Annotated in this window: 18 protein-coding genes; 15 read left to right on the top strand and 3 right to left on the bottom strand. The window is 66.2% G+C overall.

Translation table 11 applies throughout. The annotated features are described in order from the left end of the window. Positions 1 to 93 precede the first annotated feature (93 nt). Both JOE66_RS13015 and JOE66_RS13010 read left to right on the top strand, forming a co-directional pair. Complete coding sequence (locus JOE66_RS13015; RefSeq protein ID WP_205110064.1) at positions 94 to 702, top strand: PadR family transcriptional regulator; 609 nt, start codon at positions 94 to 96, stop codon at positions 700 to 702. A gap of 139 nt (positions 703 to 841) precedes the next feature. Further along, the gene (locus JOE66_RS13010; protein ID WP_205110062.1) at positions 842 to 2464 is read left to right on the top strand and encodes an MFS transporter; all 1623 of its coding nucleotides are present in this window, start codon (positions 842 to 844) and stop codon (positions 2462 to 2464) included. 330 nt (positions 2465 to 2794) lie between these two features. Here JOE66_RS13010 and cofD read toward each other — a convergent pair whose 3' ends face one another. The 3 genes from cofD to JOE66_RS12995 all read right to left on the bottom strand — a co-directional run bounded on the left by cofD (position 2795) and on the right by JOE66_RS12995 (position 6457). After that, the gene (cofD, locus tag JOE66_RS13005; protein ID WP_205110060.1) at positions 2795 to 3835 is read right to left on the bottom strand and encodes a 2-phospho-L-lactate transferase; all 1041 of its coding nucleotides are present in this window, start codon (positions 3833 to 3835) and stop codon (positions 2795 to 2797) included. A gap of 58 nt (positions 3836 to 3893) precedes the next feature. Further along, positions 3894 to 4874, bottom strand: a complete 981-nt coding sequence (locus JOE66_RS13000; protein WP_205110058.1) for an LLM class flavin-dependent oxidoreductase — start codon at positions 4872 to 4874, stop codon at positions 3894 to 3896. A 230-nt stretch (positions 4875 to 5104) separates the two neighbouring features. After that, entirely contained in the window at positions 5105 to 6457 is a 1353-nt protein-coding gene (locus JOE66_RS12995; RefSeq protein WP_205110057.1) for an aminotransferase-like domain-containing protein, read from the bottom strand. Positions 6458 to 6559: 102 nt separating this feature from the next. On the opposite strand from JOE66_RS12995, the gene JOE66_RS12990 reads away from it, so the two are divergent. From JOE66_RS12990 to JOE66_RS12930, 13 genes are all read left to right on the top strand, one after another. Next, on the top strand, positions 6560 to 7408 hold the full coding sequence (locus JOE66_RS12990) for a nitrilase-related carbon-nitrogen hydrolase (protein ID WP_205110056.1): 849 nt from the start codon (positions 6560 to 6562) through the stop codon (positions 7406 to 7408). A 125-nt stretch (positions 7409 to 7533) separates the two neighbouring features. Then, positions 7534 to 8973, top strand: a complete 1440-nt coding sequence (gene hydA / locus JOE66_RS12985; protein ID WP_205110055.1) for a dihydropyrimidinase — start codon at positions 7534 to 7536, stop codon at positions 8971 to 8973. Positions 8974 to 9094: 121 nt separating this feature from the next. Then, positions 9095 to 10111: a TIGR03842 family LLM class F420-dependent oxidoreductase gene (locus JOE66_RS12980; protein ID WP_205110054.1), complete on the top strand. Its 1017-nt coding sequence runs from the start codon at positions 9095 to 9097 to the stop codon at positions 10109 to 10111. Then, a complete protein-coding gene (locus JOE66_RS12975; RefSeq protein ID WP_205110052.1) occupies positions 10108 to 11016 on the top strand; it encodes an ABC transporter permease in 909 nt (302 codons plus the stop codon). Before JOE66_RS12980 ends, JOE66_RS12975 begins: the two co-directional genes overlap by 4 nt. Further along, positions 11013 to 11870 (top strand): ABC transporter ATP-binding protein, encoded by an 858-nt coding sequence (locus JOE66_RS12970; RefSeq protein ID WP_372435494.1) that lies wholly within the window; start codon positions 11013 to 11015, stop codon positions 11868 to 11870. Before JOE66_RS12975 ends, JOE66_RS12970 begins: the two co-directional genes overlap by 4 nt. Further along, on the top strand, positions 11867 to 12736 hold the full coding sequence (locus tag JOE66_RS12965) for an ABC transporter permease (RefSeq protein WP_205110050.1): 870 nt from the start codon (positions 11867 to 11869) through the stop codon (positions 12734 to 12736). The genes JOE66_RS12970 and JOE66_RS12965 overlap by 4 nt, the downstream gene beginning before the upstream one ends. A gap of 110 nt (positions 12737 to 12846) precedes the next feature. After that, positions 12847 to 13998, top strand: coding sequence for an ABC transporter substrate-binding protein (locus JOE66_RS12960; protein WP_205110048.1), 1152 nt, complete (start codon positions 12847 to 12849; stop codon positions 13996 to 13998). A 164-nt stretch (positions 13999 to 14162) separates the two neighbouring features. Continuing rightward, the gene (locus JOE66_RS12955) at positions 14163 to 15491 is read left to right on the top strand and encodes an aspartate aminotransferase family protein (RefSeq protein ID WP_205110047.1); all 1329 of its coding nucleotides are present in this window, start codon (positions 14163 to 14165) and stop codon (positions 15489 to 15491) included. Between the two features lie 171 nt (positions 15492 to 15662). Further along, on the top strand, positions 15663 to 16610 hold the full coding sequence (locus JOE66_RS12950; RefSeq protein WP_205110045.1) for a LysR family transcriptional regulator: 948 nt from the start codon (positions 15663 to 15665) through the stop codon (positions 16608 to 16610). Between the two features lie 29 nt (positions 16611 to 16639). Further along, positions 16640 to 17266 (top strand): YceD family protein, encoded by a 627-nt coding sequence (locus JOE66_RS12945; protein ID WP_307827196.1) that lies wholly within the window; start codon positions 16640 to 16642, stop codon positions 17264 to 17266. A 3-nt stretch (positions 17267 to 17269) separates the two neighbouring features. Continuing rightward, entirely contained in the window at positions 17270 to 17473 is a 204-nt protein-coding gene (rpmF, locus tag JOE66_RS12940; protein ID WP_205110043.1) for a 50S ribosomal protein L32, read from the top strand. 96 nt (positions 17474 to 17569) lie between these two features. Continuing rightward, positions 17570 to 18271 (top strand): ribonuclease III, encoded by a 702-nt coding sequence (rnc, locus tag JOE66_RS12935; RefSeq protein ID WP_205110041.1) that lies wholly within the window; start codon positions 17570 to 17572, stop codon positions 18269 to 18271. Beyond that, positions 18264 to 19226: an Fpg/Nei family DNA glycosylase gene (locus tag JOE66_RS12930; RefSeq protein ID WP_205110039.1), complete on the top strand. Its 963-nt coding sequence runs from the start codon at positions 18264 to 18266 to the stop codon at positions 19224 to 19226. The genes rnc and JOE66_RS12930 overlap by 8 nt, the downstream gene beginning before the upstream one ends. Positions 19227 to 19232 lie beyond the last annotated feature (6 nt).

Raw genomic sequence — 19232 nt, 5'->3', positions numbered from 1 at the left:
TCGTAGGAGCCGTGGCGCAGATCGGCACCGCTGCGAACATTCCGTGCATCTTCGTGCGTTGACACGCAGAACTAGTCATGCGAGAGTAGTTGCATGTCATCGATCCGGCTCTTCATTCTGGGGTCGCTCTCCCAGCACGGCGAGCTGCACGGTCACCAGCTCCGCCTTCTCGCCGAAGAAGAGCGCGTGCACATGTGGACCGACATCAGCGTCGGCGCCATCTACGGCGCCATCAAGCGAATGGCGGCCGACGGACTGATCGACGTGGTGCGTACCGAACGCGAGGGCGGCTACCCCGAACGACAGGTCTACGCGATCAGCATGAGCGGCAGGCGTGCGCTCGACGAAGAGCGTCGCGAGGGCTTGGAGCAGGTGCACCTCAAGCCCGACCCGTTCGACCTCGCACTCACCCGCCTGGACCGAACCCGGCTGGATGATCTGCAGCCCGTTCTCGAAGGCCGCCTGGTGGCTCTCAAGAACGTGCTGGCCGACGCTCTCGCCGCGCACCAGCGTGCGGCGCCCCACGTCACGGTGAGCGAATCGTGGGCGCTCGACCACCGTACGCACCGCATCCGCGCCGAGATCAGCTGGCTCGAAGCGCTCCTGGCCGGGCTGCCTGAGCTCGTCGCCGACGAGCGTGCGAGGCACGGCAACCCCGACCCGCTGCCCGAATCGTCACCCCGTTCGCCGAACACCGGCTAGTCAAACCTGCGGTCAGCCGAGAATTCGGCTGACCGATCCATCCCATCAGATTCCACCCCCCAGAGTCCCTCCCGCCAGAACCACGCTCCTCACCACCCATCCGGCTGATTCGTAGTCGGGTACGAAAGGCCTATTCACCATGACTTCACCCACTTCCAGCGCCGGCGGCGCCGCGGCGTACGCCCCGCCGGCCGTGCCCCGGCAAGCCTGGCAGGCACTCATCGTGCTTCTTGCCGGCATGTTCATGGCACTGCTCGACACTACGATCGTCAATGTCGCCCTCCCCACGATCCGCACCAGCCTCGACGCCTCGGAGTCGACCCTTTCGTGGATCATCTCGGGCTACGCTCTCGCGTTCGGCCTGGCACTCATTCCGGCGGGCCGTGTGGGCGACCGTATCGGTCACAAGTGGGTGTTCTTCACCGGGCTCGCACTGTTCACCGCGGCAAGCGTGGCGTGCGGAATCGCCCAGAACGACACGCAGCTCGTCGTCGCGCGAGTCGTGCAGGGGCTGGCCGGCGGTATCTTCGTGCCGGCCGTCACGGCCTTCATCCAGACCCTCTTTCCGGGCCAGGCGCGTGGCAAGGCGTTCGCGATCATGGGCGCCGTGATCGGTGTGTCGTCGGCGTTGGGGCCGATTGTGGGCGGACTGATCATCCAGGCCTTCGGCAATGAGAACGGCTGGCGCCTGGTGTTTTGGGTGAACCTGCCGATCGGTGCGGCGACGCTCATTGCGGCCGCGATTCTGCTGCCCAGTAGAGAAGCTGCAGAAGCGGTCTCCCGCCAGGCTGCGGGTGCAGCGCATCCGGCTTCGCTGAAGACCGGTTCTGCTGCGATGTCGACTACTTTTGGTTCTGCGCGACCCGCAAGCTCTGGCATCGACTGGATCGGGCTCGTGCTCATCTCCGGTGGACTCGTCGCGCTCCTCGTGCCGCTCATCCAGGGGCAGGACGCGGGCTGGCCGCTCTGGACGTACCTCACGATCGGGCTCGGTGTTGTGCTGATCGCTGCGTTCGGCTTCTGGGAGGTCGCCTACACGAAGCGCGGCAACAGCCCGCTCGTTCCGCCCCGCCTGTTCGCGCACCCCGCCTTCACGGGTGGCGTGATTCTGGCGCTGGTCTACTTCGCGGCCTTCACCAGCATCTTCTTCACCATCTCGATCCTGTGGCAGGCCGGGCTCGGCCACAGTGCCCTCGAGTCCGGGGTCGTCTCGCTCCCGTTTGCGATCGGCAGCATCGTGGGTTCTGCCCAGAGCAACCGCCTCACCCAGCGACTCGGCCGTGGCGTGCTGCTGATCGGTACCGTGCTGGTCGCCGTCGGACTCATCTGGCTCTGGCTCGTTCTGCTGCTCACGAAGGGCTCAGACCTCTCGGTGTGGCAGCTCGTGCTGCCCTTGCTCATCGCGGGTGTCGGCAACGGTCTGTTCATCGCCCCGAACGCGCAATTCATCGTCGCGACGGTCGATCGCGCTGAGGCCGGTGCGGCCAGCGGTGTCATCAGCGCGATCCAGCGCATCGGCAGCGCTGTCGGCATCGCGGTCATCGGCAGTGTGCTGTTCGGCTCCATCACCATCACCGGCCACACTCCGGCCGATGTCGCCACCGGGTTCGGCTCGGCGGCAGCGTCGGCCATGCTCGTCAGTGCGATCTTCGCCGTGGTCGCAGTGCTTCTCGTCTTCGCGCTGCCGAAGCGCGTGCAGCAGCCCGGCCGGCCGCCGGCAGCTGCCGGAGTGGTGCCCGCTGGGGCGAAGCACTCGGCGTAACGCGCGACCCGGCCGCCACGCCGGGAGAACGGGCGGAGATCGGCCACCATGGTGACGTATTGCGCGCATGGTGCCGCATCTCCGCCCGAACTCGTGTCGTGCGTCTCCGCGGGAGCAGCGCGGGTTGCGGCAATCGTCGGAAATGCCCTTCACGCAGCCGCTGTCCCGCGCCGCTGCCTTCGTATCTCCGACCACTTCGCGGGGGAGAACGGGCGGAGACAGGGCGCCATGTCGACGTATTGCGCGCATGGTGCCGGATTTCCGCCCGAACTCGTGTCGTGCATCTCCGCGGGAGCAGCGCGGGGCGCGACGCCGGCCGCGAACGACGCGTCAGCCCCGGGGTGGGAGCGCGCGAGCCGCAGCGAGGGCCGTCGCCGCGATGGCCGCCGTGTGTGCGACCGAGTTCATCCAGAGCGGGGTCGCCGTCACCGAGACACCGGCCGCCTCGACTCCGGCAGCCAGCGCGGCATCGGTGTCGTCGACGAGCCAGGCGTCGAGCACGCCGCCGCTTCGTCGGGCGCCGTAGTGGAGGGCCACAGCATCCGCCGCCGTTTCGACCCCGATCGCGCTGAGGCACGCGTGCGCCATACCCCGCACGGCCGCCCCCGAGATGATCGGCGAGACGCCGACGACCGGTGCCTGTGTTGCCTGAAGGGCGGCACGGATGCCCGGCACAGCCAGGATCGTATCGATCGAGACCACGGGGTTCGACGGCGCGACGAGCACCACATCGGCACCGGTGATGGCCTCGAGCACCCCGGGCGCGGCGACGGCGGACTCGATGCCGTGCTGCTCGAAGCGCAGAGCAGGCAGCGAGGCGCGGTAGTGCACCCACCACTCTTCGAAGTGCATGGTGCGGGTACCGGTGCCATCGCGTGTGCCTGCGCCTGCGCCGTCTCCAGTCTCGTCGGCGACCACCACGTGCGTCTCGACCGGCTGGTCGCTCATCGGCAGCAGTCGCACGCCGAGGTTCCAGCGGGCGGTGAGCTGAGCCGTCGCCTCGCTGAGCGTCAGACCCTCGCGCAGCAGGTGCGAGCGCGTGATGTGCGTGCCGAGGTCGAGGTCGCCGAGGGTGAACCACGGCCATCCGACACCGTAGGCGGTGAGCTCGGCACTGACGCGCTCCGACTCGCCGAGCCGGCCCCAGCCCCGCGTCTCGTCATTCGCGCCGCCGAGCGTGTACATGATCGAATCGAGGTCGGGGCAGACCCGCAACCCCGTGAGCCAGAGGTCATCACCCGTATTGACGACCGCGGTGACCTCGGCTGTGGTTCCGCCCACCCCATCGGGCAGCGTCTCCCGGAGGTGTTCTCGCAGCCCCCGCAGAAACTTCGCCCCGCCAACGCCGCCAGCCAACACCGTGATCTTCACCGGTCAATCCTGACACTGTTTCGCTGCCCGGCTGTCTCGCGCAAGCGGGCTGCGTGAATCACGCCAGGCGTGACGCGACCTCGAGGAGTACGTCTTCGCGCCCCGCATAGATGCCGTCGGCGCGCGGCCAGTGGCTGATCACGTCCGTGAATCCGAGATCGGATGCCCGGCCCACCAGCTCGTCGAACACCGCCACGCTCTCGAGCGAGAACCGCCCGCCAGAATCGAGAGACAGGTAGCGGTCGATTGTGGCGGGGTCGCGCCCGGCCTTCCCTGCGGCGTCGTCGAGGCGCAGGCCGAGCTCGCGCACCGCCGACCACCACTCCTCGCCGACCGCGCCGTCAGCGCCGGTGGTCACCCACCCCTGGCCGTGTTTCGCGACGAGCGCCAGGCCTTTCGGGCCGTTGGCTGCGAGAACGAACGGCACCCGCGGCTGCTGTGCCGGAGTACCGACCATCCGTGCCTCGTGGGCGGTGAACCACGAGCCGGTGAAGCTGATGCCTGCGCCCACTCCGGCACCAGTAGTGTCGCCAGTGCCAGTGCCAGTGCCAGTGCCAGTGCCAGTGCCAGTGCCCGTGCCCGCATCAGTGCCATCGACGGCCCCATCGGCATCCGGATGCTCGAACCGAAGCAGCGCGTCCAGACCCCCCACGAATTCGGCGAACCTCTCGTGCCGCTCCCGGGGCGTCAGCGCGGGCTGGCCCAGCACGAAGGCGTCGAAACCCGTTCCTCCGGAGCCGATGCCCACGAGCATCCGGCCGCCTGAGATGTCGTCGAGTGTGGCGAGCTCCTTCGCGAACGGCACCGGGTGTCGAAAGTTGGGCGAGGAGACAAACGTGCCGAGCAGGATGCGTTCGGTGACGACCGCGGCAGCCGTGAGCGTCGGCACGGTTGCGCCCCACGGTTCGTCGGCGAGGCTGCGCCACGAGAGGTGGTCGTACGTCCACGCGTGGTCGAAACCGAGTTCGTCGGCGAGCATCCACTTTCGGCGAGCCTGCGGCCAGGGGTCCTGGGGCAAGATGACAATCCCGAATCGCATTTCCCCACCCTAACGAGGCTCATGGCCGCCAGCCAGCGTGGTTGGGAGAACCTGTTCGATCGGCGGGGGGCACACCGTTCGTAAGCACGAAGGGCCGGGGGAGGAGTCCGGCCGGGTGGAGCGCACTGGGGTGAAGCGCACTGCGGTGAAGTACGCTGCGGTGAAATACGCTGCGGTGAAATGCGCTGCGGCGGAACGCGCTGGGGCGAAGCGCAGCAGGGGTTCCGCGGTCAGGCGCGGGTTGCACTCGCCAGGTGGGTCGCGACGTCGTCGAACTCGTCACGCACCAGCCCCGCAGTGACCCGCACGTGCTGGCCGGCAGCCAGCCCCGCCTGCTCGGTGAACGAATTCGCCAGGAACGGGGTTCCGGCAGCGACGCGGATCCCGCTCGCAGCCAGCGAGACGATCGCCGCCTTCTCGTCGGCAACGGGCAGCCACAGATTGATGCCGTCTGCCGTGTCCAACTCCACGCCGTGCCGGGCCAGCGCCGTGCCGAGCTCGATCTGGCGCAGCTGGTACGTGCGACGGGCCGCCGACACCTGCGTGACAGACTCGCGCGCCGTGAGGAGCTCGTAGAGGATCACCTGCAGCATTCTCGAGGTCCAGCCCGGCCCGAGCATCCGTCTCGCCACAATGCGGTCGATCAGCGCCGCCGGCCCGGCGAGAGCACCGATTCGCAGGTCGGGGCCGTGCGACTTGGCGTAGCTGCGAACATGCAGCGTGCGGTGGGGCAGCCAGGTGCCGAGGCTCGTTGCCGGTGCCCCGCTGATCTCGCCAGAGTGGTCGTCTTCGATGATCACTGGGTCGGTCAGGTGCGAATGCGACCGCAACAGGCCCACGAGTTCACGCGCGCGTTCCTCGGTCATCGTGGCGCCGGTCGGGTTCTGTGCCCTGGGCTGCAGGATGATTGCTGCCGGGTTCGACCGCAACGCCGCCGCAAACGGGCCGGGCAGCATGCCGTGCCTGTCGATGGGCACCGCGACACGTTCGGCGCCGAGGTGCTCGAGCAGATCGAGAAAGGGAGGGAAGCCGGGTTCTTCGATGACGACCCGGTCTCCGTAGCGGATCACCACCTCCAGTGAACGGGAGATGGCGTCGAGGGCACCGTCGGTGATGGTGAGCGATTCCGGGCTGTAGGGCCAGGATGCCCGGAGGAGCCTCTCGAGCTCCGGCAGCACCCTGACAGTGAGGTAGCTGGTCGTGTCTGCGCGGGTGGGGAGGTGTTGGAAGGCCGCTGCGAGATCGGGAAGCAACTCCGGATCGGGCGTGCCGGTGGAGAGGTCGAGCCTGCTCTGCACGTGCGAGCCTGCCAGCTCTGCGAAGTGGGTGGGCATCCACCGGGTGCTCGCTTGGAGTACGAAGCTGCCTGCGCGGCCTCGCGAGGTGATCAGGCCGACTCCGGCCAGGGCCTGCCAGGCGTTCGAGACCGTGGCGGGGCTCACACCGAGCCCGGATGCGAGGTCGCGCACCGTGGGAAGCCTGTCGCCCGAGGCAATGCCGCCCGTGCGGATTAGGCGCGAGACAGCGGCAGCGATACCCTCGGGCGACTTGTTCTCCACAGCCGCGACGATCTGCTCGATCATGCACACCTCTTGACTTATTTACGCTCACGTCACACGCTGAAACACGAGAGAAATGTTCAGCACGAATAATAACAAAACCGGGTTTGAGAGGAATATACACAGATGACGGTCATTCGAGCAGCAATTACCCAGACCACGTGGACGGGCGACAAAGAGTCGATGATCGCCAAACACGAGCAGTTCGCCCGCGATGCAGCGGCCGACGGGGCCCAGGTCATCTGCTTCCAGGAGCTCTTCTACGGCCCCTACTTCGGCATCACCGAAGACGCGAAGTACTACGCCTATGCCGAACCGGCAGACGGCCCGATCGTGCAGAAGTTCGCGGCGCTCGCGAAGGAGCTGAACCTGGTGATGGTGCTGCCCATCTACGAAGAAGACATGCCGGGGGTCTACTACAACACCGCTGTCGTGGTCGACGCAGACGGAACGATTCTGGGCAAGTACCGCAAGAACCACATTCCGCACGTCGAGAAGTTCTATGAGAAGTTCTACTTCCGCCCGGGGAACCTCGGGTACCCGGTCTTCCAGACCGCGGTCGGTCCGATCGGCGTCTACATCTGCTACGACAGGCACTTCCCGGAGGGGTGGCGTGAACTCGGTCTGAACGGGGCTCAGATCGTCTTCAACCCGAATGCCACCAAGCCGGGTCTCTCCAACCGTTTGTGGGAGCTCGAGCAGCCCGCTGCTGCCGGCGCGAACGGTTACTTCGTCGCCGCTCCCAACCGCGTCGGCCTCGAAGACAACGAGTACGGTGACCTCGCTGTCAACTTCTACGGCAACAGCCAGTTCGCCGACCCGCAGGGCAATATCGTCGGCGAATACGGCAGTGGCGAGAACGAGGAGATTCTCATCCGCGACCTCGACCTCGGCCTGGTGCGGGTAGCGCGCGACAACTGGCAGTTCTACCGTGACCGCAGGCCGGAGACGTACACCTCGATCCCCAAGCCGTAGACACCTACCCCCCGACGCTGGTTGAGTAGCGCACAGCGCGTATCGAAACCGTCTCCTCGGCTGAATCCTTTCTGCCGAGCATGATTTCGACGGCCTCACTCAGCGATGATCGAAGGAGCAGTGCGATGAAGACCCTCATCACCAACGGAACAGTTGTCAACGCCACGGGAACGGCCACGGCCGACGTGCTGATCGACGGGGAGACCATCGCCGCCGTGCTCGCGCCCGGCTCGACGCTCCTGGGTTTCGACCTCGCAGGCAGCGTCGACCGGGTGATCGACGCGCGGGGCAAGTACGTCATCCCCGGTGGCATTGATGCCCACACGCACATGCAGATGCCGTTCGGGGGCACGGAGGCCAGCGACACGTTCGAGACCGGCACCCGTGCGGCGGCGTGGGGCGGTACAACGAGCATCGTCGACTTCGTCGTGCAGTACGCGGGTGAGAACATCCTCGACCAGTACACCCTGTGGCACCAGAAGGCTGCCGGCCAGTGCGCGATCGACTACGGCTTCCACCAGATCCTGAGCGACGTGCAAGACAGTTCGCTCACCGCGATGGATGAACTGCTGAACGAGGGCGTATCGAGCTTCAAGCTCTTCATGGCCTACAAGGGCGTCTTCCTCAGCGACGACGGCCAGATCGTCAAGGCGATGCAGCGCGCCAGCGAGAACGGCAGCCTGATGATGATGCACGCCGAGAACGGCAGCGTGATCGACTTGCTCGTGCAGCAGTCCATTGCGCGCGGCGACACCGCGCCGTACTTCCACGGCATCACCAGGCCCTGGCAGGCCGAAGAAGAGGCCACCCACCGGGCGATCATGCTGGCGAACCTCACCGGCGCACCGCTGTACATCGTGCACGTGAGTGCCAAGCAGGCCGTCGAGCAGATCGCTGTCGCCCGCGATCGAGGCCAGAACGTGTTCGCTGAGACCTGCCCGCAGTACCTGTACCTGTCGCTCGAAGAGCAGCTGGGCGCCACGAGTGAGCAGTGGGGCGATTTCGAGGGCGCGAAGTGGGTGTGCTCGACACCGCTGCGCTCCCGCGCCGAGGGGCACCAGCACCACATGTGGCAGGGGCTCCGCACGAACGACCTTCAGGTGATCTCCACCGACCATTGCCCATTCTGCATGAAGGGCCAGAAAGACATGGGGCTCGGGGACTTCTCGAAGATCCCCAACGGTATCGGTTCGGTCGAGCATCGCATGGACCTCATCTACCAGGGTGTGGTGATGGGGGAGATCAGCCTGCCGCGCTGGGTCGAGCTCACCTCGACCACCCCGGCACGCATGTTCGGCATGTACGGCAAGAAGGGCGTCATCCAGCCGGGGGCCGACGGCGACGTCGTCATCTACGACCCCAACGGCCACACCTCCATTGGCATGGGCGAGGGCAAGAAGAACCACATGAACATGGACTACGCCGCCTGGGAGGGTTTCGAGATCGACGGGCACGTCGACACCGTGATCTCCCGGGGCAAGGTCATCGTCGACGACAACCAGTACCTCGGCACGAAAGGTGACGGCAAGTACTTCAAGCGCGGCCTCAGCCAGTACCTGATTTAGGTTCTTCTTGTCCCGCCGGTCCCCGCCCGGCGTGACGTCTCACCCCTCGAATGGCGGTCCAGATCGCTGGTTGAGTAGGGCGAAGCCCGTATCGAAACCTCACATGAACAGAAAGCACCCCATGGAATTCGGAGCAGTCCTCCAGACGCACCCGCCGGCGTCGCGCACGCTGGCGCTTGCCAAACTCGCCGAGCAGCACGGGTTCGACTACGCGTGGACCTTCGACTCGCACCTGCTGTGGCAGGAACCGTACGTCATCTACAGCCAGATCCTGAACGAGACCCATCGCATCAAGGTGGGTCCCATGGTCACGAACCCCGCGACCCGTGACTGGACGGTCACCGCGTCGATCTTCGCCACACTGAACGAGATGTACGGCAACCGCACCATCTGCGGCATCGGCCGGGGCGATTCGGCGGTGCGTGCCACCAACGGCGCGCCCACGACGCTCAAGACCCTGCGCGAGTCGATCCATGTCATCCGCGAGCTCGCGAACAGCCGGCCTGTCGAATACAACGGGGCCACCGTGCAGTTCCCGTGGAGCCGCGGCTCCGAACTCGAAGTCTGGGTCGCTGCGTACGGGCCTCTCGCGTTGAAGCTCACCGGTGAAGTCGGTGACGGCTTCATCCTTCAGCTGGCCGACCTCGACATCGCCGAGTGGATGATCGGGGTCGTTCGCAAAGCGGCCGAGAACGTGGGTCGCGACCCGATGTCGATCAAGTTCTGCGTAGCCGCCCCCATGTACATCGGCGATGACTGGGAGCACATGCGGGAGCAGTGCCGCTGGTTCGGTGGCATGGTCGGCAATCATGTAGCCGACATCGTCTCGAAGTACGGCACCGACTCGTCGGTACCCACAGCCCTCACCGACTACATCAAGGCGCGCGAAGGTTACGACTACAACGAGCACGGCCAGGCGGGCAACACGCATGCGAACTTCGTGCCCGATGAGATCGTCGACCGTTTCTGCCTGCTCGGCACGGCCGAACAGCACATCGAGAAGCTCAAGGCACTCAAGGAGCTCGGTGTCGACCAGTTCGCCGGGTACCTGCAGCACGACAACAAAGAAGAGACGCTGCGCGTCTACGGCGAGACGGTCATCCCGGCCCTCAGAGACCACATCACGGCTACCGCATGAGCGATCGGGCCGCGGGCAGACCAGAGTCGAGAGGTTCGGCGCGCCTCAGCGCCGTCGTCTGGGGTCTGGTCGGCCTGATCGTGCTCGTCGTGCTGTGGGAGGGGTACAAGGCCTTCGGACCGGCTTCGGGAGTGCAGGTGTTCGACACGAGCATCCTGCCGCGAACGGACGACCGCTCGATGCCTCACCTGCTCGCGATGGTGCAGCGCGCACTCGAACCCGTGAACTCCTCCGCCGGGTCGCAGGCGGTCTGGGTCGCGGTGGTTGCCGCTGCTCTGACCAGCCTCGGCGTGGCTGCTGTGGGCTGGGCGATCGGTTCTGTGGTCGGGTTCCTGCTGGCGCTGCTCATGCAACGACTGCAGGTCGCTGAGCGTGCCGTTCTGCCGTGGCTCATTCTGAGCCAGACGGTGCCGCTGATCGCTCTTGCTCCGGTGATCGTCGCCTGGGGCGGAAAGATCCAGATCGGTGCCTTCTCCTGGGACAGGTGGATGTCGGTGGCCGTCATCGCCTCCTACCTCGCGTTCTTCCCGGTTGCGGTCGGTGCCCTCCGCGGCCTGCAGTCGCCCGACACCATCCACGTCGAGCTCATGCACACGTACAACGCCGGGTGGTTCAAGACCCTGCTGCGACTTCGGCTGCCCGCCAGCGTGCCCTTCCTGCTCCCGGCACTCCGTCTGGGCGCTGCAAGTGCCATCGTCGGCACGGTCGTCGCCGAGGTCTCCACCGGGTACAAGGGGGGCATCGGGCGCATGATCATCGAATTCGCCCAATCGGGAACCTCCGACCCAGCCAAGGCCTACGTCCCGATTGCCGGCGCGGTCATTCTCGGACTGGCATCCGCCGGGCTCGTGGCACTGCTCGGGCTCGCCCTCAAACGCTTCAACCGCCAGGAGGCGTCATCGTGACCGACAGCACACAGCCCCCGGCCGCATCGAGCGCGCCAGGTCCGGCCATCGTCGAGCCTGCCATCGTTGTCAGCGGCGCGAACAAGATCTTCCAGGTCGCCAGGGGTGCCGAAGTCCGGGCGCTCGACGACATCAACCTCTCGGTTGCTCCCGGCGAGTTCGTCTCGCTGATCGGGCCCTCCGGGTGTGGCAAGAGCACGCTGCTTCGTCTGATCGCCGATCTCGATTCTGCGACCAGCGGCGACATCACGGTGTTCGGCAAGACAGCCCGCCAGGCGCGTATCGACCAGGAGTACGGCATCGCCTTCCAGAGCGCTGGGCTGCTTCCCTGGCGCACGGTCCAGGCGAACATCGAGTTGCCGCTCGAACTGCACGGCGTGGGCAAGACCGAGCGGGCCGCGCGGGCAGAGGAGCTGATCGAACTCGTCGGCCTCACGGACTTCCGGTCGCGCTTCCCCGACCAGCTCTCCGGCGGTATGCAGCAACGAGTCGCCATCGCCCGCTCGCTCGCCGAGCGCCCGAAGCTCCTGCTGATGGACGAACCGTTCGGCGCGCTCGACGAGATGACCCGCGAGCGCATGCAGCAGGAGCTCGTTCGCATCTGCTCCGAGACAGGCGCGGCTGTCGTTTTCGTGACCCACTCGATCCCCGAGGCGGTCTTCCTCTCCGACCGTGTCGTGGTCATGTCGCCCCGGCCCGGGCGGATCGTCGACATCGTGGACATCGACCTGGGCCCCGGCACCGAGCGTAGCGAGGTCCTCAGGGAGAACCCCGCCTACTACGCCGGCGTCATCGCCGTGCGCGAGGCGCTGCACGGCCGGGCTGCCGCTCCCTTGGGGGCTGATCTCCGATGACCAGTGAACGGGTCACAGCGCTTGCCGGGCCCTCTTCTCCCGTGGTCGCGGCGCTTCCCGGCGAATCGGTGTCGCCGGTCGCAGCAGGCGGTGCCACGCGCGGCCAGGGTGGCCGGTGGATCGCCAGGTCGATCGTGCCTCCGCTCGTACTGGGGCTCGCGTTCCTCCTGCTCTGGCAGCTCGCCGTGCTCGTGTTCGACATCAAGCCCTATCTGCTGCCGAGCCCGACCGACATCGCCGGACAACTCGTCACGGTCTTTCCGTTGCTCTGGTCGTCGATGCTCGCGACTGGCCTGAACGCTCTGATCGGTGTGGTCGTCGGCGGCCTGCTCGCGGTCGTGCTGGCACTCCTGGCCTCGCGCCTCACGATCTTCGACCGGATGATCGTGCCGATCGTCGCGGGCATCGCCGTCGTGCCTATTGTCGCCGTCGCACCCATCCTGAACACGATGTTCGGCTCCACCTCCGACACGCCCAGGCGTATCGTCGTGCTGATCGTCGTCTTCGCGCCCATCTTCATCAACACCCTGCGGGGGCTCCGCCAGGTGAGACCGGTGCACCGTGACCTCATGCGGGCCTATGCAGCATCCAATTGGCAACTGACCCGCACGGTCACCTTGCCGGGCGCCGTACCGTTCATCTTCACCGGCCTGCGCATCGCCGCACCTCTCGGTGTCATCTCCGCGATCGTGGCTGAATACTTCGGCGGGCTCCAGAACGGCCTCGGTTCGCGCATCACGTCTGCTGCAGCCAACAGCGCCTACCCCCGCGCCTGGGCCTATGTGTTCGGAGCGATCGTGCTCGGGCTCGTCTTCTACGGCGCGAGCCTCCTCCTCGAGCGGCTTGCCACCCGGCGGCGCGCCTAGCCCGCCTGCGGCAGACACCAGAACATCCCCGAGACCGCACCACCCAGACCGCACCACCCAGACCGCAACACCCACAGCACCACTGCACCACCGATCTGATGGAGGAACAGATGAAACACAGCAAACGCATCACCCTCGGCGTGGCGGCCCTCGCCGCGTCGGCAGCACTCGTGCTTTCCGGCTGCTCGAGTTCGTCGAGCACACCGGCACCCTCGGCGACAGCAGGTGCCCTCACTCCGGTGAAGCTCCAGTTGCAGTGGTTCACCCAGGCGCAGTTCGCTGGGTACTACGCGGCGCTCGACCAGGGCTACTTCAGGGACCAGGGCCTCGACGTCACCATCGTCGAAGGTGGCACCGACATCGTTCCGCAGACCCAGCTCGCCGATGGCGCGGTCGACTACGCCGTGGCCTGGGTCCCCAAGGCCCTCGCCTCCCGTGAACAGGGCGCCGGCATCACCGACGTCGCCCAGATCCTCCAGAAGTCAGGCACCCTGCAGGTCTCCATGGCGGCCAAGAACATCACAACGGCTGCCGACCTGAAGGGCAAGGTCGTCGGCAACTGGGGCTACGGCAACGAGTTCGAGATGTTCGCCGGTATCACCAAGGCAGGCCTCGACCCGGCGAAAGATGTCTCTCTCGTGCAGCAGAACTTCGACGAGGCCGGTCTTCTCGACGGCTCTATCGATGCGGCGCAGGCGATGACGTACAACGAGTACGCGCAGATCCTCGAGACGATGAACCCGGCAACCGGCAAGCTCTACCAGCCCAGTGACCTCAACGTCATCAACTGGAACGATGAGGGAACGGCAATGCTCCAGGATGCGATCTGGGCGAACACCGAGAAGCTGAAGAGCGACGAGGCGTACCAAGCCACGACGGTCAAGTTCCTCACTGCCGCACTGAAAGGGTGGATCTACGCCCGCGACAACCCCGAGAAGGCCGCTGACATCGTGGTGGCCAAGGGCTCGCAGCTCGGCGCCAGCCACCAGCTGTGGCAGACCAACGAGATCAACAAGCTGATCTGGCCGTCACCCGACGGCATCGGAATCATCGACACCGCGGCCTGGAAGCAGACCGTCGATGTCGCCATGACAGCGAAGAACCTCGAAGGAACGACAGTCATCACCAAGGCACCCGATGCAGACGCGTACGACAACACCTACGTGCAGAAGGCGCTCGACGCGCTGAAGGCCGACGGTGTCGACACCACCGGCACGTCCTTCAAACCGATCACCGTCACCCTCACCGAGGGCGGCAAGTAAGCGAGCGCGGCGGGGTGGCCTGAACGGCCACTCCGCTCATAGCGCGGCGCGAGGCGTGCGAAACCCGTACACAGACTGTCGTCCAGTGGGCGGGTTTCGATACGCTCCTTTCGGAGCTACTCAACCAGCGGCACCACTCAGACGAACAGACAAGGCACCACACCGTGAACCTCTCACCCGAAGACGGGCAGCTCGCCTACGAACTCGATCGCGCGCACGTCTTCCACTCCTGGTCTGCGCAGGCAGCCCTGAAGCCCATGGTCATCGCCGGCGGTCTCGGCAGCACCGTCTGGGACTTCGACGGCAATGAACTGCTCGACTTCTCGAGCCAGCTCGTCAACGTGAACATCGGGCACCAGCACCCGGCCGTGGTTGCCGCAATCCAGGCGCAGGCCGACATTCTGGCCACGGTGGCGCCGGCCCACGCGAACCTCGCCCGCGGGCAGGCGGCCCAGCGCATCCTCGAGCGAGCGGGCAGCGAGTTCAGCAAGGTCTTCTTCACCAACGGGGGAGCTGATGCGAACGAGAACGCCATGCGCATGGCGCGTCTGTACACGGGCCGTGACAAGGTGCTCTCGACGTATCGCTCGTACCACGGCAACACCGGTTCGGCCGTCGTGGCCACCGGGGACTGGCGTCGTGTGCCGAACGAGTACGCCAGGGCGCACGTGCATTTCTTCGGCCCGTTCTCGTACCGGTCGGAGTTCTGGTCGATGACCCCCGAAGAAGAGTCGGCCAGGGCTCTTCACCACCTCGAGAGAGTCATCCAGGCCGAGGGGCCGTCGTCGATCGCGGCCATTCTGATCGAGACGATTCCCGGTACCGCCGGTGTGCTTGTTCCGCCGCCGGGGTATCTCGCCGGCGTGCGTGCCCTCGCTACCAAGTACGGCATCGTTCTCATCTTCGACGAGGTCATGTGCGGCTTCGGCAGAACCGGCGGCTGGTTCGCCTTCCAGTCGCTCAGCGAGGGCGGCGAGACGGTGATCCCCGACCTCATCACCTTCGCCAAGGGAGTGAACTCGGGCTATGTGCCGGTGGGCGGCGTCATCATTCCGCCGTTCATCGCGGATGTCTTCGACGAGCAGGTGTTCCCGGGCGGGCTGACCTACTCCGGGCATCCACTCGCCATGGCGTCGATCGTCGGTGCACTCGACGCGATGCAGAACGAGGGCATCGTCGACAACGCGGCGCGGGTCGGGGCCGACGTGATCGGGCCGGGCCTCAGGGCGCTCGCGGAGAAGCACGACGCCATCGGTGAGGTGCGCGGCCTCGGTGTCTTCTGGGCGCTCGACCTCGTGGCCGACCCCGTCACCCGTGAGCCGCTCTCGCTGGCCACGATCGGCGTGCTCAAGGCGAAACTGCTCTCGCTCGGGTTGCTGCCCTTCTTCGCCGACAACCGCCTCCACGTGGTCCCTCCGTGCGTCGTCACCGACGCCGAGGTCGCTCGCGCGCTCGCGATCTACGACGAGGCCTTCACTGCCGTCTTCGCGTAGCGAGCGGAAACCCCATCGACTCTCCCGAATGTGCATCTTTTTTCGAAATATCGTGCACGAACGGGAAAGTCGATGGGGGCATCAGCGCGCCGCGTGGGCCCGCAGGAGAGATGCGGGGGAGATGCGCGAACCCACCAACACAGTGCTGCGCTGACGCTGTAGCGTGGCTTCATGGACGTGCGCCGGCTCGAACTGCTTCGTGAGCTTGCCGAGCGCGGGAGCATCACCGAAGTGGCAAAGGCCACGCACCGCACCCCCTCCGCGGTCTCACAGCAACTCCGAGTCCTCGAGCGCGAGGCCGGGCTGCCGCTGACCGAGAAGGCGGGCCGGGGCATCGTGCTCACCGATGCCGGTCGCGCCCTCGCCCGAAGCGCCGCCGACGTCGCCGTGGCGATCGAGCGTGCGGATGCCCTCTGGGACGAGTTCCGCCACGATCCCACCGGAGAGGTCTCCCTTGCCACCTTCCCCACCGGCGGCCAGATGATGCTCCCTGGCGTGCTGCACCGCCTGGCCCGGCAGAGCGGCCTCACGCTTCACGCAAACGACCGTGACCCCATCTCCGAGGCCTTCCCCGAGCTCACCAACGATTTCGACATCGTGATCGCCCATGCGCCGACCCGCCCGCCGTCGATGTGGCTCGGCAGGGGCCTGAGCATCGTGCACCTGATGACAGAGCCCCTCGACGTGGCGCTGCCGTTCGGGCATCCGCTCGACTCTGCAGCCAGCGTCACGCCAGCAGACCTGATCGGCGAGCAGTGGATCGGCGTGCCGTGGGGGTACCCGTTCGAGCGCACGCTCTACGACATCTCGGCGGCGGCCGGTGCGCCTGTCAACATCGTTCAGCGTTTCGCCGACACCCGCGTGACCGAGGCTCTCGTCTCAGCGGGCCTCGGTGTCGCCATCCTGCCGCGATACACCGCAGGGGGCGCCTACCTGACCTCCAGCGCCATGTCCCAGCGCATCTCCCTCAAGCCTCTCTCCGGCGTGCGTGCCGAGCGGCACATCTACGCCCTCATGCGACCCGACCGGGCCGAGCGCCTCGCCGTGCGTACTGTGGTGGATGCCCTGCGAGCCGAATCCGACGCAATCACTGAGGCCAACCCGACGACCGCCCCGTGACCTCCGATCCGCAGGTAAACTCATTCCCCGTGAGCAAATTCAACATAACTCCGTTCACGCTGAACGTCTGGGACCTGATGCACCAGCCCGGCGAGATGCGTGAGCGACAGCTCGACCTCGTCGTGCCTGAGAAGCTGGGCGAAGGCCTGGTAGCCGTGCAGGCAGGCAGTGTTCTCGAGACCGATGTGCGCCTCGAGGCCCTCCACGACGGCATTCTGGTGACCGCCGAGGTCCGGGGAACTGCCAGCGGAATCTGCGGCAGATGCCTCAAAGACATCGATTTACCCGTTCGAGTCGAGTTTGCGGAGCTTTTCGCGTATTCTCGTGACGAAGCTTTTGATTTTGAGGTTCAGAACGACCATGTCGATCTTGAACCACTGATCAGGGATGCGGTTGTTCTCGCACTCCCGTTCCAACCGGTTTGTCGGCCGGATTGCCCAGGCCTCGACCCCGTAACGGGCGAGCGACTGGAAGATCTGCCTGACCGGGCGCCGCAGCAGAATCTCGATTCCCGCTGGTCTGCCCTCGCCGGGCTGCTCGATTCATCAGAATCTGCGGGGTCAGAAGCTTCCACAGACTTGTCGGCCACTGCCGACACGGCCACCGAAGGCGAAACAACGCCCGGCGGCCACGTACCTGAGACAGAAAAGAGTTAGCTGATGGCTGTACCAAAGAGGAAGATGTCGCGGGCTTCCACCCGCATGCGCCGCGCACAGTGGAAGGCCACCGCGCCGACCCTGGTCAAGACCGTCGAGAACGGCAAGACCACGTACAGCCTGCCGCACCGCGCCAAGGTTGTTGAAGACTCCGCCGGCACCGCGCTGTTCCTTGAGTACAAGGGCCGCAAAGTCGCCGACATTTGATCCGACAGTTCGCCCCTGGGGCGGCACGGTGCGAAACTGCACCGGTGGGTTTCGAACTCTGCACGACCAATTGGTGTGGCCGGGTGAGGTGAATTCATGACGAAAGTCACGAAGTCACCCGCGCGTTCGCACCTTTTGGCGACCCTGCAGGTCGAGATCCCCGATGACCTGCTCGACCTGGCGCTCACCCACCGGTCGTGGTCGTACGAACACGGCGGGGTTCCCACCAACGAGCGCCTCGAGTTCCTCGGCGACTCCATCCTGGGCCAGGCCGTCACGGTCATGCTCTACAACCGCTACCCCGAACTCGGCGAAGGCGACCTGGCCAAACGCCGCGCAAGCCTTGTCTCGACTGTGGCGCTGGCAGGCATCGGCAAGACGATCGGCCTCGGCCCGTTCATCCTGCTCGGTCGCGGCGAAGACCTCACCGGCGGCCGCAGCAAGGCGTCGATTCTCGCCGATACCGTCGAGGCCCTCATTGGCGCGACCTACCTCGGTGTCGGAGCCGACACCGCTACCGCCCTCGTGCTGCGCCTGGTCGAACCCCTCATCGAGAACCCCGACACCTTCGGCGAGTCGATGGATCCGAAGACCACGCTCCAGGAGCTTGCCGCCACGCTCGGCGCTGAAGCCCCGGTGTACGAGGTCTCCGAGAGTGGCCCCGACCATCGCAAGAGTTTTGTTGCCACCGTGACCGTCGGCACCCTCGCCACGGCAACGGGCGAAGGGTCGAGCAAGAAACAAGCCGAATCGGCTGCCGCCAGACTGGCCCAGCAACTGCTGGCTCCCGGTGCCTGAACTCCCCGAGGTCGAAGTCGTTCGCGCCGGGCTCGAACGAGCGGTCTCCGGCTCGCTTGTGACGGGCGTCGAGGTGTTCGAACCGCGTTCCCTGAAGCGCCACAGCCCGCTGGGGGGCGCGTTCGCTGAACAGCTCACCGGCCAGCGCATGCTCGCCGCCGTGCGCCGCGGAAAGTTCCTGTGGTTCCCGCTGGGCTCGGGTCGCGCCCTCGTCACCCACCTCGGAATGAGCGGGCAAGTGCTGCTTCGCGAGCCCGGGTTCGCCGAAGGCGGACTGCTGCGCATCAGGCTGGGCATCGAGCATCCCTCGTTCGGGGAGTTCTGGGTGAACTTCGTCGACCAGCGCATCTTCGGCTCGATGGCGGTCGACACGATGGTTCCGACCAGCGACGGTGCCGCCGCGGGTTTTTCCGGGTTGGTGAACCCGGCGGCCGGAGTCACGCCAGGCGAGGCTCGGACGAGTGGCTCCGATGCCGTTGCCTGGGCGAACCTCATCCCGTCGCAGGTCGCCCACATCGCCCGCGACCCGCTCGACCCCGCCTTCGACGAGTCTGCCTTCCTGGCTTCCCTCGCTCGAAAGTCGACGGGAATAAAGCGGGCCCTGCTCGACCAGACGCTGGTCAGCGGTATCGGCAACATCTACGCCGACGAAGCCCTCTGGGCGGCGAAGCTGCACTATGCCCAGCCCACGGCGACACTCACCACTCGCCGGGCACGCCTGCTGCTGGCTGAGGTGCGGCTGGTGCTCACCAAGGCCCTTGCCGAAGGCGGCACGAGCTTCGACGCGCAGTACGTGAACGTCAACGGCGCTTCGGGGTACTTCTCGCACAGCCTGAACGCCTACGGCCAGCAGGGCAAGCCGTGCCCGCGGTGTGGGCGGCCGATCATCCGTGAGTCGTTCATGAATCGTTCCTCGCACTTCTGCGGCCACTGCCAGCGGCTGCGGTTGACATAGCCAGCA

Origin of the sequence: Subtercola frigoramans (assembly GCF_016907385.1) — a bacterium.
In the GTDB taxonomy this organism is placed as follows: domain Bacteria; phylum Actinomycetota; class Actinomycetes; order Actinomycetales; family Microbacteriaceae; genus Subtercola; species Subtercola frigoramans.
This window is presented reverse-complemented; position numbering and strand designations above follow the sequence as displayed.

Coding starts and splice junctions, on each gene's coding strand:
- JOE66_RS13015 (WP_205110064.1), top strand. CDS start 94: ATGTCATCGATCCGGCTCTTCATTCTGGGGTCGCTCTCCCAGCACGGC.
- JOE66_RS13010 (WP_205110062.1), top strand. CDS start 842: ATGACTTCACCCACTTCCAGCGCCGGCGGCGCCGCGGCGTACGCCCCG.
- JOE66_RS13000 (WP_205110058.1), bottom strand. CDS start 4,874: ATGCGATTCGGGATTGTCATCTTGCCCCAGGACCCCTGGCCGCAGGCT.
- JOE66_RS12995 (WP_205110057.1), bottom strand. CDS start 6,457: ATGATCGAGCAGATCGTCGCGGCTGTGGAGAACAAGTCGCCCGAGGGT.
- JOE66_RS12990 (WP_205110056.1), top strand. CDS start 6,560: ATGACGGTCATTCGAGCAGCAATTACCCAGACCACGTGGACGGGCGAC.
- hydA (WP_205110055.1), top strand. CDS start 7,534: ATGAAGACCCTCATCACCAACGGAACAGTTGTCAACGCCACGGGAACG.
- JOE66_RS12980 (WP_205110054.1), top strand. CDS start 9,095: ATGGAATTCGGAGCAGTCCTCCAGACGCACCCGCCGGCGTCGCGCACG.
- JOE66_RS12975 (WP_205110052.1), top strand. CDS start 10,108: ATGAGCGATCGGGCCGCGGGCAGACCAGAGTCGAGAGGTTCGGCGCGC.
- JOE66_RS12965 (WP_205110050.1), top strand. CDS start 11,867: ATGACCAGTGAACGGGTCACAGCGCTTGCCGGGCCCTCTTCTCCCGTG.
- JOE66_RS12960 (WP_205110048.1), top strand. CDS start 12,847: ATGAAACACAGCAAACGCATCACCCTCGGCGTGGCGGCCCTCGCCGCG.
- JOE66_RS12950 (WP_205110045.1), top strand. CDS start 15,663: ATGGACGTGCGCCGGCTCGAACTGCTTCGTGAGCTTGCCGAGCGCGGG.
- rpmF (WP_205110043.1), top strand. CDS start 17,270: ATGGCTGTACCAAAGAGGAAGATGTCGCGGGCTTCCACCCGCATGCGC.
- rnc (WP_205110041.1), top strand. CDS start 17,570: ATGACGAAAGTCACGAAGTCACCCGCGCGTTCGCACCTTTTGGCGACC.